The sequence below is a fragment of the Bacteroidota bacterium genome (assembly GCA_016721765.1).
Classification (GTDB): Bacteria; Bacteroidota; Bacteroidia; order UBA4408; family UBA4408; genus UBA4408.
Map to the genome: position 1 here is coordinate 2,199,105 of JADKHO010000001.1, position 23,447 is coordinate 2,222,551.

Genomic DNA, 23,447 nt, shown 5'->3' on the forward strand with positions numbered 1-23,447 from the left:
TCAACAAAAATAGTATTTAGGAATATGCCAATGAATTTATAGTAATCATTTTAAATATATTTTTTCATATGAACCAAAATTATTTCGGTTGGCAACTTTATTTTGCGAAAGGAATAATATTTTTATAAATTGCTCACTAATTGCAAAAGGAGCTTTTAATTATAAGAGTAGCAATTAACATTTTCACACCCCTTTTGTCACACCATCGGCAAGTTTATTTTATTGATTTAAGAGCAGTGGTGTATGGTTAGACTTTTACTCATCAGTTTAGTATTTCTTTTTTCGCTTGAGTTTTCATCTGCTCAAAGCAAGCTACAGGATTTTCAAAATCTTAATATTCTTGATAATTCTTCTCTCGAAAAGGCTATATATGCCAACCGCACAAAGGGCTTGTCGCCGTTTCATGCTGTCTCCGTTTTGTATTCTATCAACATTAGCAGCATAAAAATTTCACCTGAAACTTCCGCTCAATTCATAGCAGCCCTGAGAAACACAAAGGGGGTGATAGATTGTTTTTTGGATTCTAAAAGTTTTATGCTATACGTGAAATCGGAGAAGGAAATTAATTATGTGCGTATTGAGCAAATAAAGGAAGTGATGCAATTACACACCAAATGGCAAATTGAACAGTATAAAGAGGAACTTTTTACGCATGAGTAAATCTTGGTTTGTATTGAAAACGAAGCTAAAAATAGGAATAGCATTGAGCGGATTTTTTCGGGCAGGTATCCTTACGTTGCTTTTTTTTATTTCACAATTTAGCATTTCTTATGCCGCTCCCTCTAACGATGATCCCTGCAATGCAATTAGTTTACCTGTAAATGCTTCTTGTGTATATACTACTTATACAAATGTGGCTGCCACAGCTACTGCAGGTCAAACTACACCCAGCTGTTCTAGTTATTTGGGGGGTGATGTTTGGTTTTCGATAGTTGTTCCTGCATCCGGTTCGCTTACAATTAATAGTCAAACCGGAAGCATGACAGATGGTGGAATGGCCTTGTATACCGGCACATGCGGAGGCACTCTCACACAAGTAGCTTGTGATGACGATGCGAGTGCAAATGGCTTTATGCCAATGTTTACGGCTACCGGATTAACTCCCGGCTCAACTGTTTTTTTGCGTTTTTTTTCATACGATAATGCAGACAATGGAACATTCGGATTATGTGTTACTCAACCTCCACCGCCTCCCGCAAATGATAATCCATGCGCGGCTATTAATTTAACAGTTGGTGCTACCTGTAATTACGCCATTTATTCCAATGCAGGAGCAACTTCAACTCCAATAGTTCCAGCACCAACTTGCTCCAGCTATTTAGGAGGAGATATTTGGTTTTCGATAACCGTACCGCCAAATGGTTCACTCGATATTAATACTCAAACCGGGACTATTACGGATGGTGGAATGGCTGTATACACCGGATCTTGTAATGCACTAACCCAAATAGCATGTGACGATGATAACAGCCCGAACGGATTAATGCCGGAGCTTGTTTTATCAGGCTTAACTGCTGGTGCAACCATTTACATTCGCATGTGGGAATATGGAAACGATAACAACGGTACTTTTGGTATTTGCATTACTTCTCCCACACCGCCACCGCCGCCACCTACCTGTTTAGCCAATCCCGCGGCGAATGATTTATGTGGTTCAGCTACTCCCATTTGTAATTTAAATGGTTTTTGTGGAAATACTAGTGCCGCCTATACTGCAACTGGTGGAGGAAATTTGTCTGCTGTTTTTTGTGGTTCCATTGAAAATAATTCTTGGTTGAGTTTTGTTGCGAATGCAACAACTGCTACTTTAAATATATGGGTTTCGAATTGTGCCTTGGGATATGGTATACAAATGCAAATTTATTCAACTGCCAATTGTACAAATTTTACATCTGTTTCAAATTGTTGGAACCCCGGCGTAATGCAGAATGGAACCATTTCAGCAACAGGACTAACAATTGGCAATACTTACTATTTAATGATTGATGGCAATGCCGGGGATAATTGTGATTTTGTAATTGGCGCTGCTTCTGGAGTTGTTACCAACCCTACAGTGAGTGCAAGCAACACTACCGTTTGTATGGGTTCCAGTACAACCCTTACAGCTTCTCCTTCTGCAAATTATTCCTGGACATCTGTGCCTGCTGGAGTTTATCCTATTGGTCCTTCCATTACTGTTTCACCTACCGTACCCACTACCTATACAGCTGTGGCGGTGGGGAGCTGTGTTGCACCTGCAACTCTACCCATTGCTGTTGCTAACGTTCCGGTAATCACTGCCGCAACTGCCACCTGCGATGCAAGCGGTACGTTTTACACGGTTACTTTTTCAATTACAGGAACCGGTCCGTTCACTGTAAATGGTGTGAGTGGCACTTTAACAGGAAATAATTTTACCTCATCTGCGATACCAACCGGCACCAATCCTGCTATCACTGTTACTGCCGGAACATGCACATCTGCAGCTTATCTGCCAAATGCAAATTGTGCCATTGCTAATTCATGTAGTTCAGTTACCGGATGTTTTGGGGCCAATTTAATTAGCGATGGAAGTTTTGATCCTGCTGCTTCTTTTAGTACAAGCTTTCAAAATAATGGCGCTTGTGTTGCCGGTGCGAACCCGCTTTGTGGCGGTACATACATGTGCCAGTATGCTTATTCGGTTGGAACTACGCCACCTCCATGTAATCCAACCTGGGCTGCAATTGGCGATCATACTACAGGTTCAAGCAACATGTTAATTGTTGATTATCCGGTTGGACCCGCTTTTTTCAGCCCTTTTATTGTAAATCAGTTACGCTTTTGCCTAACACAGATTATTGTTTTAGCGCATACTTTATTAATTTGGATGTGCCTGGAACAGGGGTACCAGCTCCTTCTGTGAGTTTTTATGTTAACGGTGCAAATCTTTTTACTACTCCACTTATTGCCGAGGATGGTGTGTGGCATAATTACGGCGTGCAATTTAATTCGGGTGCCGGAGGGGTTATAAATGTGTGTTTATATAATGCCAATTGTGGTAGCATCGGCTTTGATTTGGGTGTTGATGATATTTCCCTTTACCCAACAATTGTTGGTGCTCCACCAAATGCATTAAAAGATAATGCTGCAGTGTGCAGTGGATCAAGTGTATTAATTCCTGTATTGGCAAATGACTTGCCCGGTGGAAGCGCCATCCAAAGTGCAACACTTTCGATATCGGCTAATCCAACATTATCACAAGGTACTGCGGTAATTAGCGCAGGAAAAATTTTATTTACGCCCACAGGTGGATTCACAGGTAGTGCTTCTTTTACTTATAGGGTTTGTGATGCAAATGGATGTTGTGATACTGCAAGTGTAACGGTAATTGTAAACCCATTACCAACAATTACTGTTAGTCCAACAACTGCAACTTTTTGTAGTACGAGCAATGTTGTGTTATCGGCTGGTGGAGCTGGGGCAGGAGGTACTTATACTTGGCTTCCTGTTGGTGGATTATCCATTTCAACCGGGCCATTAGTTACAGCAAATCCGGCACTTGCAACAACTTATACAGTTACCGGAACTAGTTCTGCAGGGTGTTTTTCTTCAGCGACTACTGCAATTACACCGGATGTTTTGACTGCAGCAATTACAGCTTCTACAAATGTTTTGTGCTATGGCGCATCTACCGGAAGTGCTAAAGTTACAGTGAGCAGTGGAGTTGCACCTTTCACGTATTCTTGGAACACAGTGCCGGTTCAAAATGCTTCAACTGCCATCGGATTATCTGCCGGAAATTATACAGTTACCGTGAGTGATGCAAATAATTGTAGCAGCACGCTTCCTATCACCATCACCCAAACGCTTGATCCACTTGTGATTTATGCTCATGGTGTGAATCCAACATGTGCAGGCGTTTGTAACGGTACCGCAACGGTTGATGTTTCCGGAGGTACATCGCCATACACCTACGCATGGACAGGAAATCCGAGTACTTCACAAACAATTAGTGGCCTTTGTGCAGGCACTAATATTGTGACTGTAACAGACGCTAATGGTTGTGTATCTTCTACTCAGCCAATAATTCCGGCTGCTTGTGTTCAAATACAAAGTATACTTGTTGATGCATGTTCCCCAACTGAATCAGATCAGGAGATGGTGTTTTTTCAAGTTGGTCAAAACCCATTAAACTTTAGCGGCTTGTCAGTTACTTGGCCAACTTTTACAGTATCAGGTGGTGTACAAGACCCTTGGTTAGGTTTATGCACTAATCCTACTTTTATTGCTAATGTAAATTCTACTATAACCGGAGGAGGAATTGTTTTACCGGCTCCTCCAAGCGGTATTTTGCCGGCTGGCGCAAATGCAGTTTTACTCACAAGTAATACACCTACAAGTTCCTTTAACAGTTTTGCAAACCTAAGTGATACGCTTTATGTGTTGTTTCAATGCGCTGGTAATACATTTGGACATTTTTCAAATTATACTGCAACTGCAAATACCCTAAGAAATTTGGTGATGAATTTTGGTGCAGGATGCACTGATAATGTTACTTATAATGCCAATTTTCTTGTCACTTAAGTGGCGGGCATAACACAGCGAATGATAATGGTGCTGTAGTTAATTTTAGTGGAAGTGGTGTAGCAACTTATTTAAATAATACCTGTGTCATACCTTATACAATACAAACCGATACAGTGAATTTGGTTGCACCAGTGGCAATAACCATCTCCTCCGCACTTCAGCAAAATGTTTTATGCAATGGAGGCAATACCGGAAGCATCACGATTAACGCAACAGGCGGCACTGCTCCACTTCAATATAGCATAAATGGCGGCACAAGTTTTCAGGCAGGAAATGTATTTTCAACACTCACTGCAGCTGCATATAACATTGTAGTAAAAGATGCAAATAATTGTCAAGTTACAACTACAGTTACAATCACAGAACCACCGCTTATAACCATCACCTCCACACCACAACAAAATGTTTTGTGCAATGGAGGCAATACGGGAAGCATAACTATAAATGCAACAGGTGGCACAGCACCACTGCAATACAGCATAAATGGTGGCACAAGTTTTCAAGCAGGAAATGTTTTTGCAGCACTCACTGCCGCAACTTATAATGTGCTTGTGAAGGATGCAAATAATTGTCAAGTAACATCAACAGTTACAATCACAGAACCACCCCTTTTAACCATCACCTCCACACCACAACAAAATGTTTTATGCAATGGAGGCAATACGGGAAGCATAACTATAAATGCAACAGGTGGCACAGCACCACTGCAATACAGCATAAATGGAGGAACAAGTTTTCAAGCAGGAAATGTTTTTGCAGCACTCACTGCCGCAACTTATAATGTGCTTGTGAAGGATGCAAATAATTGTCAAGTAACAACAACAGTTACAATCACAGAACCTCCACTTTTAGCTATCACCTCCACACCACAACAAAATGTTTTGTGCAATGGAGGCAATACCGGAAGCATCACGATTAACGCAACAGGCGGCACATCCCCACTGCAATACAGCATAAATGGAGGAACAAGTTTTCAAGCAGGGAATGTATTTTCAACACTCACTGCAGCTGCATATAACATTGTAGTAAAAGATGCAAATAATTGTCAAGTAACATCAACAGTTACAATCACAGAACCACCACTTTTAACTATCACCTCCACACCACAACAAAATGTTTTGTGCAATGGAGGCAATACGGGAAGCATAACTATAAATGCAACAGGTGGCACAGCACCACTGCAATACAGCATAAATGGCGGCACAAGTTTTCAAGCTGGAAATGTTTTTGCAGCACTCACTTCAGCTACGTATAACATTGTAGTAAAAGATGCAAATAATTGTCAAGTAACAACAACAGTTACAATTACTGAGCCTCTGGTTTTGGCAATTACATCTACACCACAACAAAATGTTTTATGCAATGGAGGCAATTCGGGAAGCATAACAATAAATGCAACAGGTGGCACTTCACCACTTCAATACAGCATAAATGGAGGCACAAGTTTTCAAGCTGGAAATTTGTTTGCAGCACTTACTGCAGCTACGTATAACATTGTAGTAAAGGATGCAAATAATTGCCAGGTTACAACAACAGTTACAATTACTGAGCCTCTGGTTTTGGCAATTACATCTACACCACAACAAAATGTTTTATGCAATGGAGGCAATACCGGAAGCATAACAATAAATACAACAGGTGGCACAGCACCACTGCAGTACAGCATAAATGGTGGCACAAGTTTTCAAGCAGGGAATTTATTTTCAACACTCACTGCTGCAACTTATAATGTGCTTGTTAAGGATGCAAATAATTGCCAGGTTACATCTACAGTTACAATTACAGAACCACCTCTATTAACCATCACCTCCACACCACAACAAAATGTTTTGTGCAATGGAGGCAATACGGGAAGCATAACAATAAATGCAACAGGTGGCACAGCACCACTGCAATACAGCATAAATGGAGGAACAAGTTTTCAAGCAGGAAATGTTTTTGCAGCACTCACTGCCGCAACTTATAATGTGCTTGTGAAGGATGCAAATAATTGTCAAGTAACAACAACAGTTACAATCGCAGAACCACCCCTTTTAACCATCACCTCCACACCACAACAAAATGTTTTATGCAATGGTGGCAATACCGGAAGCATCACGATTAACGCAACAGGTGGTGCTGCTCCACTTCAATATAGCATAAATGGCAGCACAAGTTTTCAAGCAGGGAATGTGTTTTCAACACTCACAGCTGCAACTTATAATGTAGTTGTTAAGGATGCAAATAATTGTCAAGTAACAACAACAGTTACAATCACAGAACAACCCCTTTTAACCATCACCTCCACACCACAACAAAATGTTTTATGCAATGGAGGCAATACCGGAAGCATCACGATTAACGCAACAGGCGGCACATCCCCACTGCAATACAGCATAAATGGAGGAACAAGTTTTCAAGCAGGGAATGTATTTTCAACACTCACTGCAGCTGCAAATAACATTGTAGTAAAAGATGCAAATAATTGTCAAGTAACATCAACAGTTACAATCACAGAACCAACACTTTTAACCATCATCACCACACCACAACAAAATGTTTTATGCAATGGAGGCAATACGGGAAGCATAACAATTAATGCAACTGGCGGTACTGCTCCACTGCAGTACAGTATAAATGGAGGAACAAGTTTTCAAGCAGGGAATTTGTTTGCAACACTTACTGCAGCTACTTATAACATTGTAGTAAAAGATGCAAATAATTGTCAGGTTACAACAACTGTTACAATTACTGAACCTCTGGTTTTGGCAATTACATCCACACCACAACAAAATGTTTTATGCAATGGAGGCAATACCGGAAGCATAACAATAAATGCAATAGGAGGTACAGCACCATTTCAGTACAGTATAAATGGCGGGACAAATTTTCAAGCAGGCAATGTATTTTCAACACTCACTGCAGCTACTTATAACATTGTAGTAAAAGATGCAAATAATTGTCAAGTAACAACAACAGTTACAATTACAGAACCACCTCTATTAACCATCACCTCCACACCACAACAAAATGTTTTATGCAATGGAGGCAATACCGGAAGCATCACGATTAACGCAACAGGTGGTACTGCTCCACTTCAATATAGCATAAATGGCGGCACAAGTTTTCAAGCAGGAAATGTTTTTGCAGCACTCACTGCCGCAACTTATAATGTGCTTGTGAAGGATGCAAATAATTGTCAAGTAACATTAACAGTTACAATCACAGAACCACCACTTTTAACCATCACCTCCACACCACAACAAAATGTTTTATGCAATGGAGGCAATACGGGAAGCATCACGATTAACGCAACAGGCGGCACTGCTCCACTTCAATACAGTATTAATGGAGGAACAAATTTTCAAGCAGGAAATGTATTTTCAACACTCACTGCAGCTGCATATAACATTGTAGTAAAAGATGCAAATAATTGTCAAGTAATATCAACAGTTACAATCACAGAACCTCCACTTTTATCCATCACCTCGACACCACAACAAAATGTTTTATGCAATGGAGGCAATACTGGAAACATAACTATAAATGCAACAGGTGGCACAGCACCACTGCAATACAGCATAAATGGAGGAACAAGTTTTCAAGCAGGAAATGTTTTTGCAGCACTCACTGCCGCAACTTATAATGTGCTTGTGAAGGATGCAAATAATTGTCAAGTAACAACAACAGTTACAATCGCAGAACCACCCCTTTTAACCATCACCTCCACACCACAACAAAATGTTTTATGCAATGGTGGCAATACCGGAAGCATTACGATTAACGCAACAGGCGGCACATCCCCACTGCAATACAGCATAAATGGAGGAACAAGTTTTCAAGCAGGGAATGTATTTTCAACACTCACTGCAGCTGCATATAACATTGTAGTAAAAGATGCAAATAATTGTCAAGTAACATCAACAGTTACAATCACAGAACCACCACTTTTAACTATCACCTCCTCACCACAACAAAATGTTTTATGCAATGGAGGCAATACCGGAAGCATCACGATTAACGCAACAGGTGGTACTGCTCCACTTCAATATAGTATCAATGGAGGAACAAATTTTCAAGCAGGGAATTTGTTTGCAACACTTACGGCAGCTACTTATAATGTGCTTGTGAAGGATGCAAATAATTGCCAGGTTAGTTCAAGCCTAACTATTACTCAACCATCAGCACTTTCGTTTTCAACTGTTGTACAAAATGCATCTTGTGGACAGAGTAATGGATCTATAACAGTAAATGCAACTGGTGGAACCGGAGCCTTGCAATATAGTAATGACGGGGGATTAACTTTTCAAGCAAGTACACTATTTGGCTCGCTTTCTGCATCAAATTATAGTATTGTAGTGAAGGATGCAAATAATTGCATTTCGAGTACCAATGTTATTGTTGGTAATGCTTCTGCACCAAGTATTACAGCTATCCCGCTTGTGAATGCTACTTGCAATGGAGCCAACAATGGAAGTTTACAAATAACAGCTTCGGGTGGTACCGGTGCTTTGCAATATAGTAGTAATGGAGGTGTAACTTTTACAGCTAGTAATTCATTTACCAATTTAGCGCCCGGATCTTATAATGTTGTGGTGAAAGATGCGAACGGATGTCAAGCACTTGGCACGGCAATCATCACAGAACCATTGGCTGTGAATTTTGCTACCGTAATTTTAGGAAGCACCTGTAGCAATGCAAACGGAATTATCACAATTAATGCGAACGGTGGCACTGGAATTTTGCAATTCAGTAACAATGGTGGCACAAGCTTTCAAGCAAGCAATGTGTTTAATTCACTTGCTGCGACTACTTATGCTGTTGTTGTAAAAGATGCAAATAATTGTCAAGCTAACGGAACAGCAGTTGTGCCGAATGCTCCTTCGCCCACTTTGACATCAACACCCAAAACAAATAGCACATGTAATGGCACCAACGATGGAACAATAACGATAAATGCATTGGGAGGCACAGCGCCTTTGCAATACAGCATTAATGGTGGAGCCACGTATCAAGCCATAAATTTATTTACAGGATTAGCACCGGCACTTTATAACATCACTGTAAAGGATGCAAACAATTGCCAGATAACAACAAGCATCAGCATTACCGAACCTACAGCCATCGCGCTAAGCAGCACCACAACATTAGCTAGTTGTGGAAATGCTGACGGAAGTATAACCATTACAGCAAGCGGAGGCACCGGTGTTTTGCAGTATAGCATTGATGGAGGAGTATCTTTCCAAAGCAGTAATAACTTTTCATTCATCGCAGCAGGTAGCTATAATTTAGTGGTGAAAGATGCAAACAATTGTCAACTTACCGGAACTGCAAATGTAGGAACGGCTTCAGCGCCAAGCATTGCAGCTATCCCGCTTGTGAATTCTACTTGCAATGGAGCCAACAATGGAAGTTTACAAATAACAGCTTCAGGCGGTACAGGAGCTTTACAATATAGTAGTAATGGAGGTGTAACTTTTACGGCTAGTAATTCATTTACCAATTTATCGCCCGGTTCTTATAATTTAGTGGTGAAAGATGCGAACGGATGTCAAACGCTGGGCACGGCAATCATCACAGAACCATTGGCTGTGAATTTTACTACAGTAATTTTAGGTAGCACCTGCAGCAATGCAAACGGAAGTATCACAATTAATGCGAACGGTGGCACAGGAATTTTGCAATTCAGTAACAATGGTGGCACAAGCTTTCAAGCAAGCAATGTGTTTAATTCACTTGCTGCGACTACTTATGCGGTTGTTGTAAAAGATGCAAATAATTGTCAAGCTAACGGAACAGCAGTTGTGTCGAATGCTCCTTCACCCACCTTGACATCAACACCCAAAACAAATAGCACGTGTAATGGCGCCAACAATGGAAGCATTACGATAAATGCATTGGGAGGCACAGCGCCTTTGCAATACAGCATTAATGGTGGAGCCACGTATCAAGCCATAAATTTATTTACAGGATTAGCACCTGCGCTTTATAACATCACCATGAAGGATGCAAACAATTGCCTGGTAACATCAAGCATCAGCATTACCGAACCTACAGCCATCACGCTAAACAGCACCACAACATTAGCGAGTTGTGGAAATGCTGATGGAAGTATAACCATTACAGCAAGCGGAGGCACCGGAATTTTGCAATACAGTATTGATGGAGGAGCATCCTTTCAAAGCAGTAATAATTTTTCATTTATTGCAGCAGGTGCGTACAACTTGGTCGTGAAGGATGCAAACAATTGTCAACTTACGGGAACTACAAATGTGGGAACGGCTGCTGCACCAAGCATTACAACTATACCGGTTGTGAACGCTACTTGCAATGGTGCTAACAATGGAAGTTTACAAATAACAGCTACAGGCGGTACAGGAGCTTTACAATATAGTAGTAATGGAGGTGTAACTTTTACGGCAAGTAATTCATTTACCAATTTATCGCCCGGTTCTTATAATTTAGTGGTGAAAGATGCAAACGGATGTCAAACGCTGGGCACGGCAATCATCACAGAACCACTGGCAGTAAATTTTACCACAGTAATTTTAGGTAGCACCTGCAGCAATTCAAACGGAAGTATCGCAATTAATGCAAGCGGTGGTACAGGAATTTTGCAATTCAGTAACAATGGTGGCACAAGCTTTCAAGCAAGCAATGTGTTTAATTCACTTGCTGCGACTACTTATGCGGTTGTTTTAAAAGATGCAAATAATTGCCAAGCTAACGGAACAGCAGTTGTGCCGAATGCTCCTTCACCCACCATGACATCAACACCTAAAACGAATGGCACATGTAATGGCGCCAATAATGGAAGCATTACGATAAATGCTTTGGGAGGCACAGCGCCTTTGCAATACAGCATTAATGGTGGAGCAACGTTTCAAGCCATAAATTTATTTACAGGATTAGCACCAGCGCTTTATAACATCACCGTGAAGGATGCAAACAATTGCCTGGTAACAACAAGCATCAGCATTACCGAACCTACAGCCATCGCGCTAAGCAGCACCACAACATTAGCGAGTTGTGGAAATGCTGATGGAAGTATAACCATTACAGCAAGCGGAGGCACCGGAATTTTGCAATACAGTATTGATGGAGGAGCATCCTTTCAAAGCAGTAATAATTTTTCATTTATTGCAGCAGGTAGTTATAATTTAGTGGTGAAGGATGCAAACAATTGTCAACTTACCGGCACAGCAAACGTAGGAACGGCCTCTGCGCCAAGCATTACAGCAAGTCTTGCAACAAATGTGAGTTGCAATGGAGCAGGAAATGGAAGTATCAGCATCACTGCTACCGGAGGTACAGGACTTCTACAATACAGTATAACGAATGGAAGTAGTTTTCAAGCGGCCGGTTTATTTAGCAATTTGTTGCCGGCAAATTACAGTGTGTTGGTGAAGGATGCAAGTGGCTGCACAGCTGCTACAACAGTATTAATTACCGAGCCGGCATTGCTTACTTTTTCTGCAAGCACATCCAAGGAAACTTGTGGTAATGCGAATGGGAGTATAAACATTTCAGCTAGTGGAGGAACAGTGCCCTATCAATATAGTAAAGATAACGGCTTAACATTTCAAAGTGGAAATTTATTTAATTCGCTCACATCCGGCAATTACACTATTGTTGTTAAGGATGCTAATAATTGTATATCGAATGCGCTTGTGAATGTTGCAGTTGCAGCCAGTCCAATTATAACATCAATACTTGGGACGGATCCATTATGCAATGGTGGAACCAACGGAACAATTTCAATTGCAGTAAGCGGAAGTGGTTTACCCTTCACTTATAGCATCGACAATGGTTTAACTTTTCAAAGCAGCAATGTTTTTAATTTATTGTCGACAGGAACTTATGCAGTTGTGGTGAGTGATATAAATGGATGCCAAACAAATGGCGCTGTTCAATTAAATCAACCAACAGCATTAACAATGTTGTGCAATGCGAGCAGCACTACTTGTGGAAATTCGGATGGCGGAATAGTAATTAATGCCAGTGGTGGGAGCGGTGCATTACTTTATAGTGTGGATGGAGGACTTACTTTTCAGAGCGGAAACGTTTTTTCAAACCTTGCACAAGGAATTTATTCAGTTGTTGTGGAGGATATTAATTTATGTCAGTTAAGTCAGAATGTGAATGTGCCTAATGCTGCTGCTCCAATTATTTCGCAAGTAACTGCAGTGAATAACACTTGCAATGGTGCGGCTACAGGCAGTATTAATATTGCTGCAAATGGTGGCACAGGAGTTTTGCAATACAGTATCGACGGTGGTTTTACCTTTCAGAGTTCCAATTTATTTTCTTTGCTTTCATCCGGAAATTATGCTGTACAAGTTAAGGATGCAAATGGATGTACAGCCTCAAGTTCTGCTATAATTAGTGAGCCGACCGCAATTGTAGCAGGTGCAACAACAGTTGCGGCAAGTTGCGGAAGTCCGGATGGTAGTGCAACAATTATTGCCAATGGTGGTACAGGTATTTTGCAATACAGCATTAGTTCGGGTTTGACGTATCAAAATTCGGCTGTATTTACAGGCCTTTCGGCTGGAAATTATTCCATTTTAATTCAGGATGCGAACGGATGTATCTTACCATTAGTTGCTTCGGTAAGCAATACAAATTCTCCGACAATTGTAAATGCGGTAGTTCAAAATTCAAGCTGTAATGGAGCTGCAAATGGGAGTATAACTATTGCTGCAAGCGGCGGAACAGGACTTTTGCAATACAGCATCAATAATGGAACAAGCTTTAGCGCAGGAGCAACATTTACCAATTTGAATGTAGGTATTTATAGTATTGTAGTAAGAGATGCAAGCGGTTGTATTGCTACCACCAACGCTACCATTAGTGAGCCTGCTGCGCTTGTTGTAAACAGTTTAAGTGCTCCAAGTTCCTGCGGAAATAGCAATGGGTCAATTACAATTAATGCCGTAGGCGGTACAGGAACATTGCTTTATAGCGTGAACAATGGTGTAAGTTTTCAAGCCGCTAATTTATTTTCGGGATTGCCTGGAAGTAATTATTTAATAGTAGTGAAGGATGTAAATAATTGTACAGCCACAAATGCAGTAAGCATTTTTGATCAAGCAGCACCAACGTTAGTAGCTACTGCAAAAACCGATATTACTTGCAGTGGAGCTAACAATGGAACCATTACCATTACGGCAACAGGTGGAACCGGTGCAATTCAATATAGCATCGATGGCGGCTTAACTTATCAGCTCGCTAATTTGTTTAGCTCCTTAGCTCCAGGCAACTATTCCATAAAAATAAAAGATGCGCTTTCCTGTTTTGCTACGAGTTCGATTGCCATTGTTGAGCCGGTAGCAATTTTTGTTGGAACAACCGCTTATACCGCAAGCTGTGGAGGAGCCAATGGACAAATTACAGTTCTTGCAGGTGGTGGGACCGGCAGTTTGCAATACAGCATTAACAATGGTATCAGCTATCAAGCAGCATCCATTTTTACAAATCAGCCTGCCGGGAATTACCAAATTGTAGTTAAAGATGCAAATAATTGCACCGCATCAAACACAGCAATTGTGCAAAATGCTGCCGGCCCAAGTGCTGTAGCAGCAAGTGTTACAAATGTTTCATGCTTTGGATTGAATAATGGTGCTGCACTCCTTTCGGCTATTGGAGGCACCGGTACTTTACAGTATAGCATAAATAATGGTGTAACGTATCAAGCCGGAAATAATTTTACAAACCTCGCACCGGCGCAGTATACTGTGCTTGTTAAAGATGCAAATGGCTGCATTGCTTCCTCAAATTTTATACTTGCACAGCCGCAGCAACTTTCATTTGCTACCTCAGTAATTCCTGCTACTTGCGGACTAAACAATGCATCACTTACCGTGATAAATGCAAGTGGGGGTAGCGGAAATTATCAATATAGTATTACGAATGGTGCATCATTTCAAGCCGGAAATTTATTTTCAAATTTAGCAGCTACAAATTATACCGTGGTTTTGAAGGATGCAAATAATTGCCAAATAGCTGCTACAGCTGCTATTCTCAACCAGGCAAGTCCAATAATTACAAGTGCACAATCCACTTCACCTACATGCCATGGAGGAAATGATGGTACAATTGCGATTGCTGTTACAGGTGGAACCGGTGCTATTCAATACAGTAACAACAACGGCATTAGTTTCCAAGCCGGAAATCTCTTTTCAAACTTAACTGCGGGTAATTATGCAATCGTTGTGCGCGATGCAAATAATTGTTTAGCAAGTGTCGCACTTTCTATAAGTGATCCACTCGCTCTTAACTTAAATGTTGCTGTTAATTCAGCTTCATGTGGATTAAGTAATGGAATACTAACATTAAATGCAGGCGGTGGCACAGGCCTATTGCAATATAGTATCGATAATGGCTTGACGTTTCAGCTCAGTAATCAATTCAACAATCTTGCTGCAGGTAATTACGATTGCGTGGTGAAAGATGTAAACAATTGTCAGCTAGCGCAAACTGTGACTATTAGTAATTCGCCTCTTTCACCAGTTATTGCAACAGTGAGCACTACTGCTGCTGCATGTAATGGGAGTGCGGATGGAACTGCAACTATCATTGTAAACGCCGGAGTTGCACCTCATTCATACAGCATTAATAATGGAAGCAGCTACCAAATGTCAAATGTATTTTCAAATTTAACTGCCGGGAACTACAGCATAATTGTTAAGGATTTGCTTTGCGCAGATACAAGTACTTTTACAATTTCAGAGCCGTTGAGTATTTCATTTAATGCCCTCAGTAATGCTAGCACTTGTGGCAATATCAACGGAAGTATAAGTATTTTAAATGTGAGTGGTGGAGCCGGTAATTATCGGTATAGTAAGGATGGTGGATTAACTTTTCAGCAAAGTCCAGTGTTTAACAATTTGCAAAGCGGCAACTATGTGTTGGCTGTGAAGGACACGAATAATTGTTTAGCTACACAAAATTTTTTACTGCCTAATTTAAATGGTCCGAGCATTGTATCTATTGCACTTGATAGTTCATTGTGTTATGGCGGCAATAGTGGAAGCATTAGTATTGTGGCATCTGGTGGCAGTGGTACGTTGGGTTACAGTATAAATAATGGAGCAAATTTTCAAAGTTCAGCTGTGTTCACTAATCTTTCATCCGGTATATATTCGGTTATCGTGCGCGATGCAAATGCCTGTCCTGTTGATTCCATTGTTTTTATTGCAGAACCAAGCCCTATTGTATTTACTGTTACAAATGGTTCAACAACCTGCAGTGCAAATAATGGAACGTTGCAAATTAATGCAAGCGGAGGGAGTGGCACATTACAGTACAGCATTAACAATGGATTAACTTATCAATCCACCAACAGTTTTAGCAATCTCGCTTCCGGTAATTATTATGTGGTGGTAAAAGATGCGCATGCTTGCACACATTCTTTTGTTGCACTGTTATCAGCTATTCCTGCACCTTCTATTGCAACTGTTGTTACAAGTAATGTCACCTGCCATGGCAATAATGATGGAAGTGCAAGTGTGAGTGTTAGCAATGGAACGGGTGTGTTAAGTTTTAGTATTGATTCGGGAGCTTCTTTTCAAACTTCAGCTAATTTTAATGCATTGACTGCAGGTAACTATATGGTTATTTTAAAAGATGTGAATGCTTGCGCGGATACTGCTTATTTTGTTATTCAAGAACCGAGCGCTATTCAATTTAACTACCTGCTCACTGCTACTACCTGTGGAAATACGAATGGAGCCATTCAAATTTTAAATGTGAATGGGGGAATGGGCAATTATGCTTATAGTATGGATGGTGGAATTACATTTCAAGCAAATTCATTATTTGCAAATTTATCGCAAGGCAATTATGCGATTGTGGTTAAGGATAGCAGTAATTGTAGTTTCGCGCAAAGTGTTCTTCTGAACAATCAATCTGCTCCCATTTTTGCATCCATCGCGCAAAGCAATAGTACTTGTAACGGATTAAATAATGGAAGCATTATTATTCAAGCCTCTGGTGGTGCTGGAGCAATTGGGTATAGTATCGATAATGGAACTACTTATCAGTCTGGAGGAAGTTTTATCAATTTAGTGCCGGGTACCTATCACCTTAAATTGCGGGATGCGAACGGATGTACTTCCGATTCGATTGTTTTACTTAGCCAACCTACACCACTTGTAATTAACACCACTGTTACGCAAGCAAGTTGTAATCAAAATAATGGAACAGTAGTTATTACCGCGAGTGGTGGAACCGGAAATTATCAATACAGCAATTCAAATGGAACCCTTTTTCAAACAGGAAATACATTTAGTAATTTGACGGCTTCAAATTATACACTGTTGGTGAAAGATGCCAATGCATGTGTGGCTCAAACTACGGTTGCCATTACAAATACGGTTCCACCAAGCATTTCAAGTGTGGTAACACAGGATGAAAAATGTTTCGGGCAATCGATAGGTACCGCTTTTGTTTCTGCACTGCTTGGAACGGGAAGTTTGAACTATTCTATTTCCAATGGAAGTATTATTCAATCCACCAATTCGTTTACAAGCTTAAGCGCAGGATTTTATCAAGTAATAGTTACCGATAGTTTGGCTTGCGCAGATACGGCTTATTTTACCATTCAACAACCTGCTCCACTTTTAGTAACTGTTACCACGCCACAATTAATTTGCATTGGTCAAACTAGTTTGCTTAGCGCGAATGCGAGTGGTGGAACAGCAGGATATACTTTTAATTGGAGTCCGGCCGGACCATTGGTAGCGCCCGATACTACAACTATTTACAGTGTTTTTGTGAGCGATACGAATGGATGTATAAGCGCTACGCAAGTTATCACACAAGCCGTGCGTCCAAAATTATCGCTCAGCAAAAGTGCGGATGTAACAGTTTGTAAAGGCAGCCTTATACATTCCGATGCTTTTGCCGGTGGGGGAGATGGCACTTATACTTATACTTGGAGTCCTTCGCAAGATGTACAAGCAGATACTTCACAATGGGTTTATGTAAGTGTGCACGATGGGTGTAGCACACCTGCAGTGCGCGATTCTATTCGTATTGATGTGTATATACAACCTGCAATTTCTTTTATAGCAAGTGATACAATTGGCTGCGCGCCATTGTGTGTGCAACTTAAAAATACAACTGTTGGAAATATCGCAAGCTGTAGCTGGATTTATGGGGATGGCAGCAGCAGCACTAGTTCTTGCATCGAAAATCATTGTTATAACCAAGCTGGAAATTATGATGTGAGCTTGCAAGTTTCAGATATTTATGGATGTACTTCCTCATACACACATACAAATTTTATTGAAGTTAACGGATTACCGAAAGCCGCATTTCAAGCAGAGCCACACACTGCTTCCATTTTAGAAGCTAATATTAATTTTAAGGACTCCAGTAGTAATGCTGATTATTACCTTTGGGATTTTGGCGATGGAAATACTGCATCCATCCATAATCCATATCACACCTATCAAGATACAGGTTGTTATGATGTGCAATTAATTGTGAATACTCTAAAAGGTTGTAGTGATACTGCTTTGCGCACAATTTGCATCAGCGATGGATTTGTATTGTATATTCCAAATGCATTTTCTCCAGATGGTGATGGCATTAATGATGTGTTTAAACCAAAAGGAGTAGGGGTTTCGACTGAAGATTATTCTTTTATGATTTTTGATCGTTGGGGATTAAAAATATTTGAAACTAATAATTTTGAAGAAGGTTGGAAAGGAACTGTTAGCAGCCTATTTACAACCAGTAATGCTATCATCGATGCTTATGTTTACAAAATTATTTGTAAAGATGTACACCACAACATGCACGACTATACCGGGCAGGTTGTACTTATAAGGTAATTTTTTTTAAACACATAGGCACATAGATATCATAGGTTTCGCATAGATTTTAATCCTAGGTGTCCTTTGTTTTCAAATCTATAGCTGTGTTTAAATCCAACTGTTTTAAAGCCATGAAACTATTTTTCAATGCAATTAAAAATATTGTAATCGGTAATAGGAATACCTGATTCAATGCCCAAATTGCGCGCCATGCTAACCAATTGTCCACGGTGATAGCTGCTATGATTAATTACATGTAGAATATATTCGTATCGCGCTAATTTATTTTTAGCCCAAGGCATGTTTAGATTTAAGTGATGTAACAAATCATCTTCTGAAAAAGATGCAAATCGAAGTTTCATATCGGCAGAATTGTGTTGCAGTTCCAATAAAATTTGTTTTGCTTCTCCCTCTCGCACCGCCCAATTTAGTTTGGAGGTATCTTCGCCACAAATGAAGGCCAACCAAAACGTTTGTGCCCTTAAAATATGCTGCACCGTATAATCCAAGCTCGGATAGCTCGATGGAGTTTTACGACAAAGCAAATCAGTATCTAAGTTACCTAACCAATTTACGATTTCGTTTGTTGCCCATTCATTGTAGGCACTGTAATTTGTTACCAAGCGATGCAGACTCATAAGCTTATTTTTGAAAATCAAATGTAAAAAATGAATTCAATAAACCGATAAAGTATTAGTTTAAGAATTAAAGGTTTTCAACCATACTAGGGCAGTTTCCACCTCATTAAAAATTCGGGTTGGACGCACGGGTTTATTTATTTTCAGATAAAACTTCGCCATCAACTTTAAGCCAAAATTATTGTTTGTTACAAGTGCATCGGCCAATGTTAGTTTGTGCTTTGCAACCAAAGCATTGGCTTCTTTACTGAAGGAATTAAAATCAGAATAAATTGCAAGCAATGGATACTTCTTGCCATTACTCAGTTTTTTGATGCAATTAAGAATGTTCTGCGCATCTTTTACGTCACAGTCAAAGTCATCTTTTATTTGAACCTGAATGATGTTATCGCTACGTAAAAACACAGCATAATTATCAAAGGCTAAAATTTCGGAGATGGATAGTTCGCTATAGAGTGGAAAGGGTTTCGAGGTATTCATATCAGCTGCGAATATATTAAATATTCAAAATGCAAACTGTTTTAAAGAAAATACATGGTCATTAAAATGTAAGGAACTGCTGTAAACGTAAAGCTAAATTTGCATGATTCAGAACAGAGTGTGTGCGATGTCTTTCCTTCATAGGTTCATTCCTGCTTTCTGTAGGACGGCGCATTGAAACGAAAAAATAGAATTATATTCAAGTAAAATTTAAGATATATGAAGTGCTTTTTATTGATTTTGCTTTCAAGCTGGACTATTTGTTTGAAGGCTCAAAACAATGGGAATAGGGTTATGGGTAACATTCAAGAACAAACTGGCGAGGCAATTCCATTTGTTAATGTAATGGTGTTGAAGCAAGCAGATTCGTCTTTAGTAAAGATTGCGATTACTGATACATTAGGGAATTTTGTGCTGGAGGATATTCCCGTTGGAACTTATTTTTTGCAAGCGCTTTATGTGGGATATCAAAAATATTACGGACGAATGTTTGAATTGCAAGCACAAGATTTTGATGCGGGAGCTATTCAATTGCTTAGTGAATCCAAACAATTAAAAGAAATTTCGGTGGTAGCAATTAAGCCTTTTATAGAACATCAGTTTGATAAAACCATTGTGAATGTCGAAAACAGTATTGTAAACGCAGGCTCCACTGCCATGGAAATTTTAAGTCGCGCTCCAGGGGTAATGATTGCTCAAGACGAGAGTATTTTGCTTAAAGGAAAATCGGGAACCTTAATCATGATAGATGGAAAACCAAGCGTACTCGCCGGCGATGCATTGGTAACTTACTTAAGAAGTATTCCTTCCGCAAGCCTGAGTAAAATTGAAATTATTACAAACCCATCAGCAAAATACGATGCTGCAGGAACCGGTGGAATAATAAATATTATTTTAAAAAAGGATAAACGTCAGGGTACTAACGGAACGCTTAGCGGCAGCTATGGACAAGGGATTTATGCTAAGGCATCAGCAGGTTTAAATGTAAATTACCGGAATCGAAATTGGAATTTATTTTTCAGTTATAATTATGCACACCGCAAAGGAATAAATAAAACGCAGCATGTACGCAATTTTAATAAAGGTGTTTATGGGAATGAAGTATATGATCAACGCATTTATGCTACCTTTCCTTCCGATGCACATGTTCCACGTTTCGGTGCCGATTATACTGTGAACACGAAAACAACTGTTGGGTTTCAGCTCAGTGGAATGGGTAACTTTATTAATGGCCAAGCCAACAACACAACTTATGTGAAGGATGGAAACAATGTTGAATTCGGAAGTTTTGCAACGAAAAGCCGAACAGACAACACTTGGTACAATTACAATGCAAACGCTAATCTGCGACATAAGTTAGATTCACTGGGTAGGGAATTTTCGGCGGATGTAGATTACTCGCATTATCAAAATACCAACGATCAAATTTTTACAACCTATCTCTACGATGCGCAAAGTGTACTGCAAAATGAGTCTATCTTAAATGGGGATCAAAGCGGTGTGCTGGATATTTATTCGGTGAAAGCAGACTACGTGCATCCTTTAGCTCAACAAGTAAAATTAGAATTGGGAACAAAAGTAAGTTATGTGACTACCGATAATGAGTTACGTTATTTTAACCGGATTGCTGAAATTGATTATCCCGATAGTGCAAATAGCAATCATTTTATTTATTCCGAAAACATTAATGCTGCTTACCTGAATGCAAATAAGGAATGGGAAAAACTAAATGTTCAAGCCGGTTTGCGGATGGAGCAAACTTTGGCTAAAGGAATTCAGTTGTCGAACGATTCCGTTTTTTCGCGCAACTATTTACAACCCTTTTTTAGCATGGCGACGAATTATACATTCAACGATAAGAATGAAGCCGGTCTTACCATAAGTCGGCGCATACATCGACCGGATTATCAACAGCTCAATCCTATTCGAAGATATGTGGATAAAACCACCTACGGTGCCGGAAATCCATTTTTGTTACCGGCACTTACATATTCAGGTGAGCTTACCTATACCTATCATTCAAGCCTCACTTTTACACTGAATTACAGCCAAACAAAAAATGATATTCAAACTGTTTTTTTGCAAGATGACGCCGATAAAATAACCATCCAAACAGATATGAATATTGAGCGGGGTGAACAATATTTGGGAGCAATAAATTATTCTACACAACTCAATAAATGGTTTCAAACCGCAACCGAAATTGATGTTTGGCAAAGCAAGTACAGTGGTACTTTAACAGGAGTGACCTTGAATCGTGCTCGGCCAACTTTTTATATTAATAGCACAAATACCTTTATTCTACCCAAAGATTTTTCTGTAGAGGTAGGAGGTTTTTATCAGCACCGTTTTATTGGTGGAATACTTGAAATGAAAGGCAGTTGGGAAGCTGACCTTGGGATACAAAAGAAAATACTAAAAAATAAAGGACAACTAAAGTTGAATATCACCGATATTTTTTGGAAGAATAATTCCAGTGGCGAAGTACATTTTGCAAATGTGAATTCTCGCTTCTTAGCAAGGCATGAAACACGAGTAGCAACGCTTTCTTTTTCCTATGGTTTCGGTAAGTCCGGAGCACAAGTAAAGAAAAGAAGCGGTGCAGAAGAGGAAAAGAATCGGGTGAAAGTGGGTTAAACTGATGTTTTGATTAGCAGATTAGCGGATTAGCTGATTAAATGCTGGGTTAATATTGTAACCCAATGTCATCCTGAGCGGAGTCGAAGGATGATTAGCCGATTTGAAGATGGGTTTATAATTAGTGTGAGTAGCAATAAAATATAAATTTCAATATCCCCCGCTGGCGGGGGTAGGGGGTGGTTGGGAACGCTGATTTATTAAAATGATTATGATTTTTTTAAGATTGAAAACTGATTTGTTGATTAGCCGATTAGCTGATATGCCGATTTGCTGATTAAATGCTATGTTAATATTAAAACCCTATGTCATCCTGAGCGGAGTCGAAGGATGATTAGCTGATGAAAATTGATGTGAAAGCTATGTTTTCTATGTGCCTTTGTGTTTCAAAATTCCGCCCAAATTGAACGCTGATTTATTAAGATGATTATGATTTTTTTAAGATTGAAAACTGATTTGTTGATTAGCGGATTAGCGGATTAGTTGATTAGCTGATTAAATGCTGGGTTAATATTGTAACCCAATGTCATCCTGAGCGGAGTCGAAGGATGATTAGCTGATGAAAATTGATGTGAAAGCTATGTTTTCTATGTGCCTATGTGTTAAAAAATTTCCCTTCAATATAGAACGCAGATCAATTAAGATGATTATGATTTTTAAGATAGCACAATAGCTAAATTAATTAACATCAATACCTATGTGAAAGCTATGATCTCTATGTTCCTATGTGTTTAAATCCACACCCCATCAAAACTGCTTAGGCTTCATTTTATTCCCCGCCAACACAGCAATTTCAGAAATTCTTTTTTGACGCGTTTCTTCTTTTTTAGCCATCACCAACCATTGCAACATCGCTTTCCGAATCGATTTGCTTAAACCAGTGAAAAATTCTAAAGCATGTGTTTCTGCTTCGAGTGCGCTTAAGAGGTCGGGCGGCATGCTTAATTCTTCCACACTATCAAGTATTTCCCAAGAACCATTTTGTTTGGCAAGCTCAATACTTGTTAATCCCGCCGGAAACATGTGTCCTGATGCGATAAGTTTTTGTACTTTCTCTTTGTTGATTTTAGACCAAGTGCTCTTAGCTTTCCGTTTACTAAAAAACTGAATGGATCGTTCTTCATCTAAGGTTCGTTTCACGCTGTCAATCCATCCAAAACAAAGGGCTTCCTCCACAGCATCGCTCCAGCTGAGGGTGGGCATTTGTGCCGATTTTTTATAAAAAATTACCCATACTGAATTTTTTTTGGAATGGTATTTTTCCAACCATTTTCGCCAGGCTTTGCGCGACTTGGGATAAAATTTTTCTACTTCGTGAAAAGACATACTTTTATTAAACTAT

Annotated in this window: 8 protein-coding genes; 5 read left to right on the forward strand and 3 right to left on the reverse strand. The window is 39.8% G+C overall.

Annotated features, from left to right (window positions below; translation table 11 throughout):
* The first annotated feature begins 243 nt into the window (after positions 1–243).
* From IPP32_08215 to IPP32_08230, 4 genes are all read left to right on the forward strand, one after another.
* A complete protein-coding gene (locus IPP32_08215) occupies positions 244–660 on the forward strand; it encodes a hypothetical protein (protein MBL0048061.1) in 417 nt (138 codons plus the stop codon).
* On the forward strand, positions 653–2,884 hold the full coding sequence (locus IPP32_08220; protein MBL0048062.1) for a hypothetical protein: 2,232 nt from the start codon (positions 653–655) through the stop codon (positions 2,882–2,884). The genes IPP32_08215 and IPP32_08220 overlap by 8 nt, the downstream gene beginning before the upstream one ends.
* Positions 2,851–4,545, forward strand: a complete 1,695-nt coding sequence (locus tag IPP32_08225; GenBank protein MBL0048063.1) for a hypothetical protein — start codon at positions 2,851–2,853, stop codon at positions 4,543–4,545. The genes IPP32_08220 and IPP32_08225 overlap by 34 nt, the downstream gene beginning before the upstream one ends.
* Before the next feature lie 116 nt (positions 4,546–4,661).
* Complete coding sequence (locus IPP32_08230) at positions 4,662–18,368, forward strand: gliding motility-associated C-terminal domain-containing protein (GenBank protein MBL0048064.1); 13,707 nt, start codon at positions 4,662–4,664, stop codon at positions 18,366–18,368.
* A 119-nt stretch (positions 18,369–18,487) separates the two neighbouring features.
* On the opposite strand, the gene IPP32_08235 is transcribed toward IPP32_08230, so the two are convergent.
* A complete protein-coding gene (locus IPP32_08235) occupies positions 18,488–18,988 on the reverse strand; it encodes a DinB family protein (protein MBL0048065.1) in 501 nt (166 codons plus the stop codon).
* A 60-nt stretch (positions 18,989–19,048) separates the two neighbouring features.
* On the reverse strand, positions 19,049–19,468 hold the full coding sequence (locus IPP32_08240; protein ID MBL0048066.1) for a hypothetical protein: 420 nt from the start codon (positions 19,466–19,468) through the stop codon (positions 19,049–19,051).
* Positions 19,469–19,687: 219 nt separating this feature from the next.
* On the opposite strand from IPP32_08240, the gene IPP32_08245 reads away from it, so the two are divergent.
* Positions 19,688–22,105 (forward strand): outer membrane beta-barrel protein, encoded by a 2,418-nt coding sequence (locus IPP32_08245; GenBank protein ID MBL0048067.1) that lies wholly within the window; start codon positions 19,688–19,690, stop codon positions 22,103–22,105.
* A gap of 747 nt (positions 22,106–22,852) precedes the next feature.
* Here the strand turns inward: IPP32_08245 and IPP32_08250 are convergent.
* Positions 22,853–23,431, reverse strand: coding sequence for a YdeI/OmpD-associated family protein (locus IPP32_08250; GenBank protein MBL0048068.1), 579 nt, complete (start codon positions 23,429–23,431; stop codon positions 22,853–22,855).
* Between the last annotated feature and the right edge of the window lie 16 nt (positions 23,432–23,447).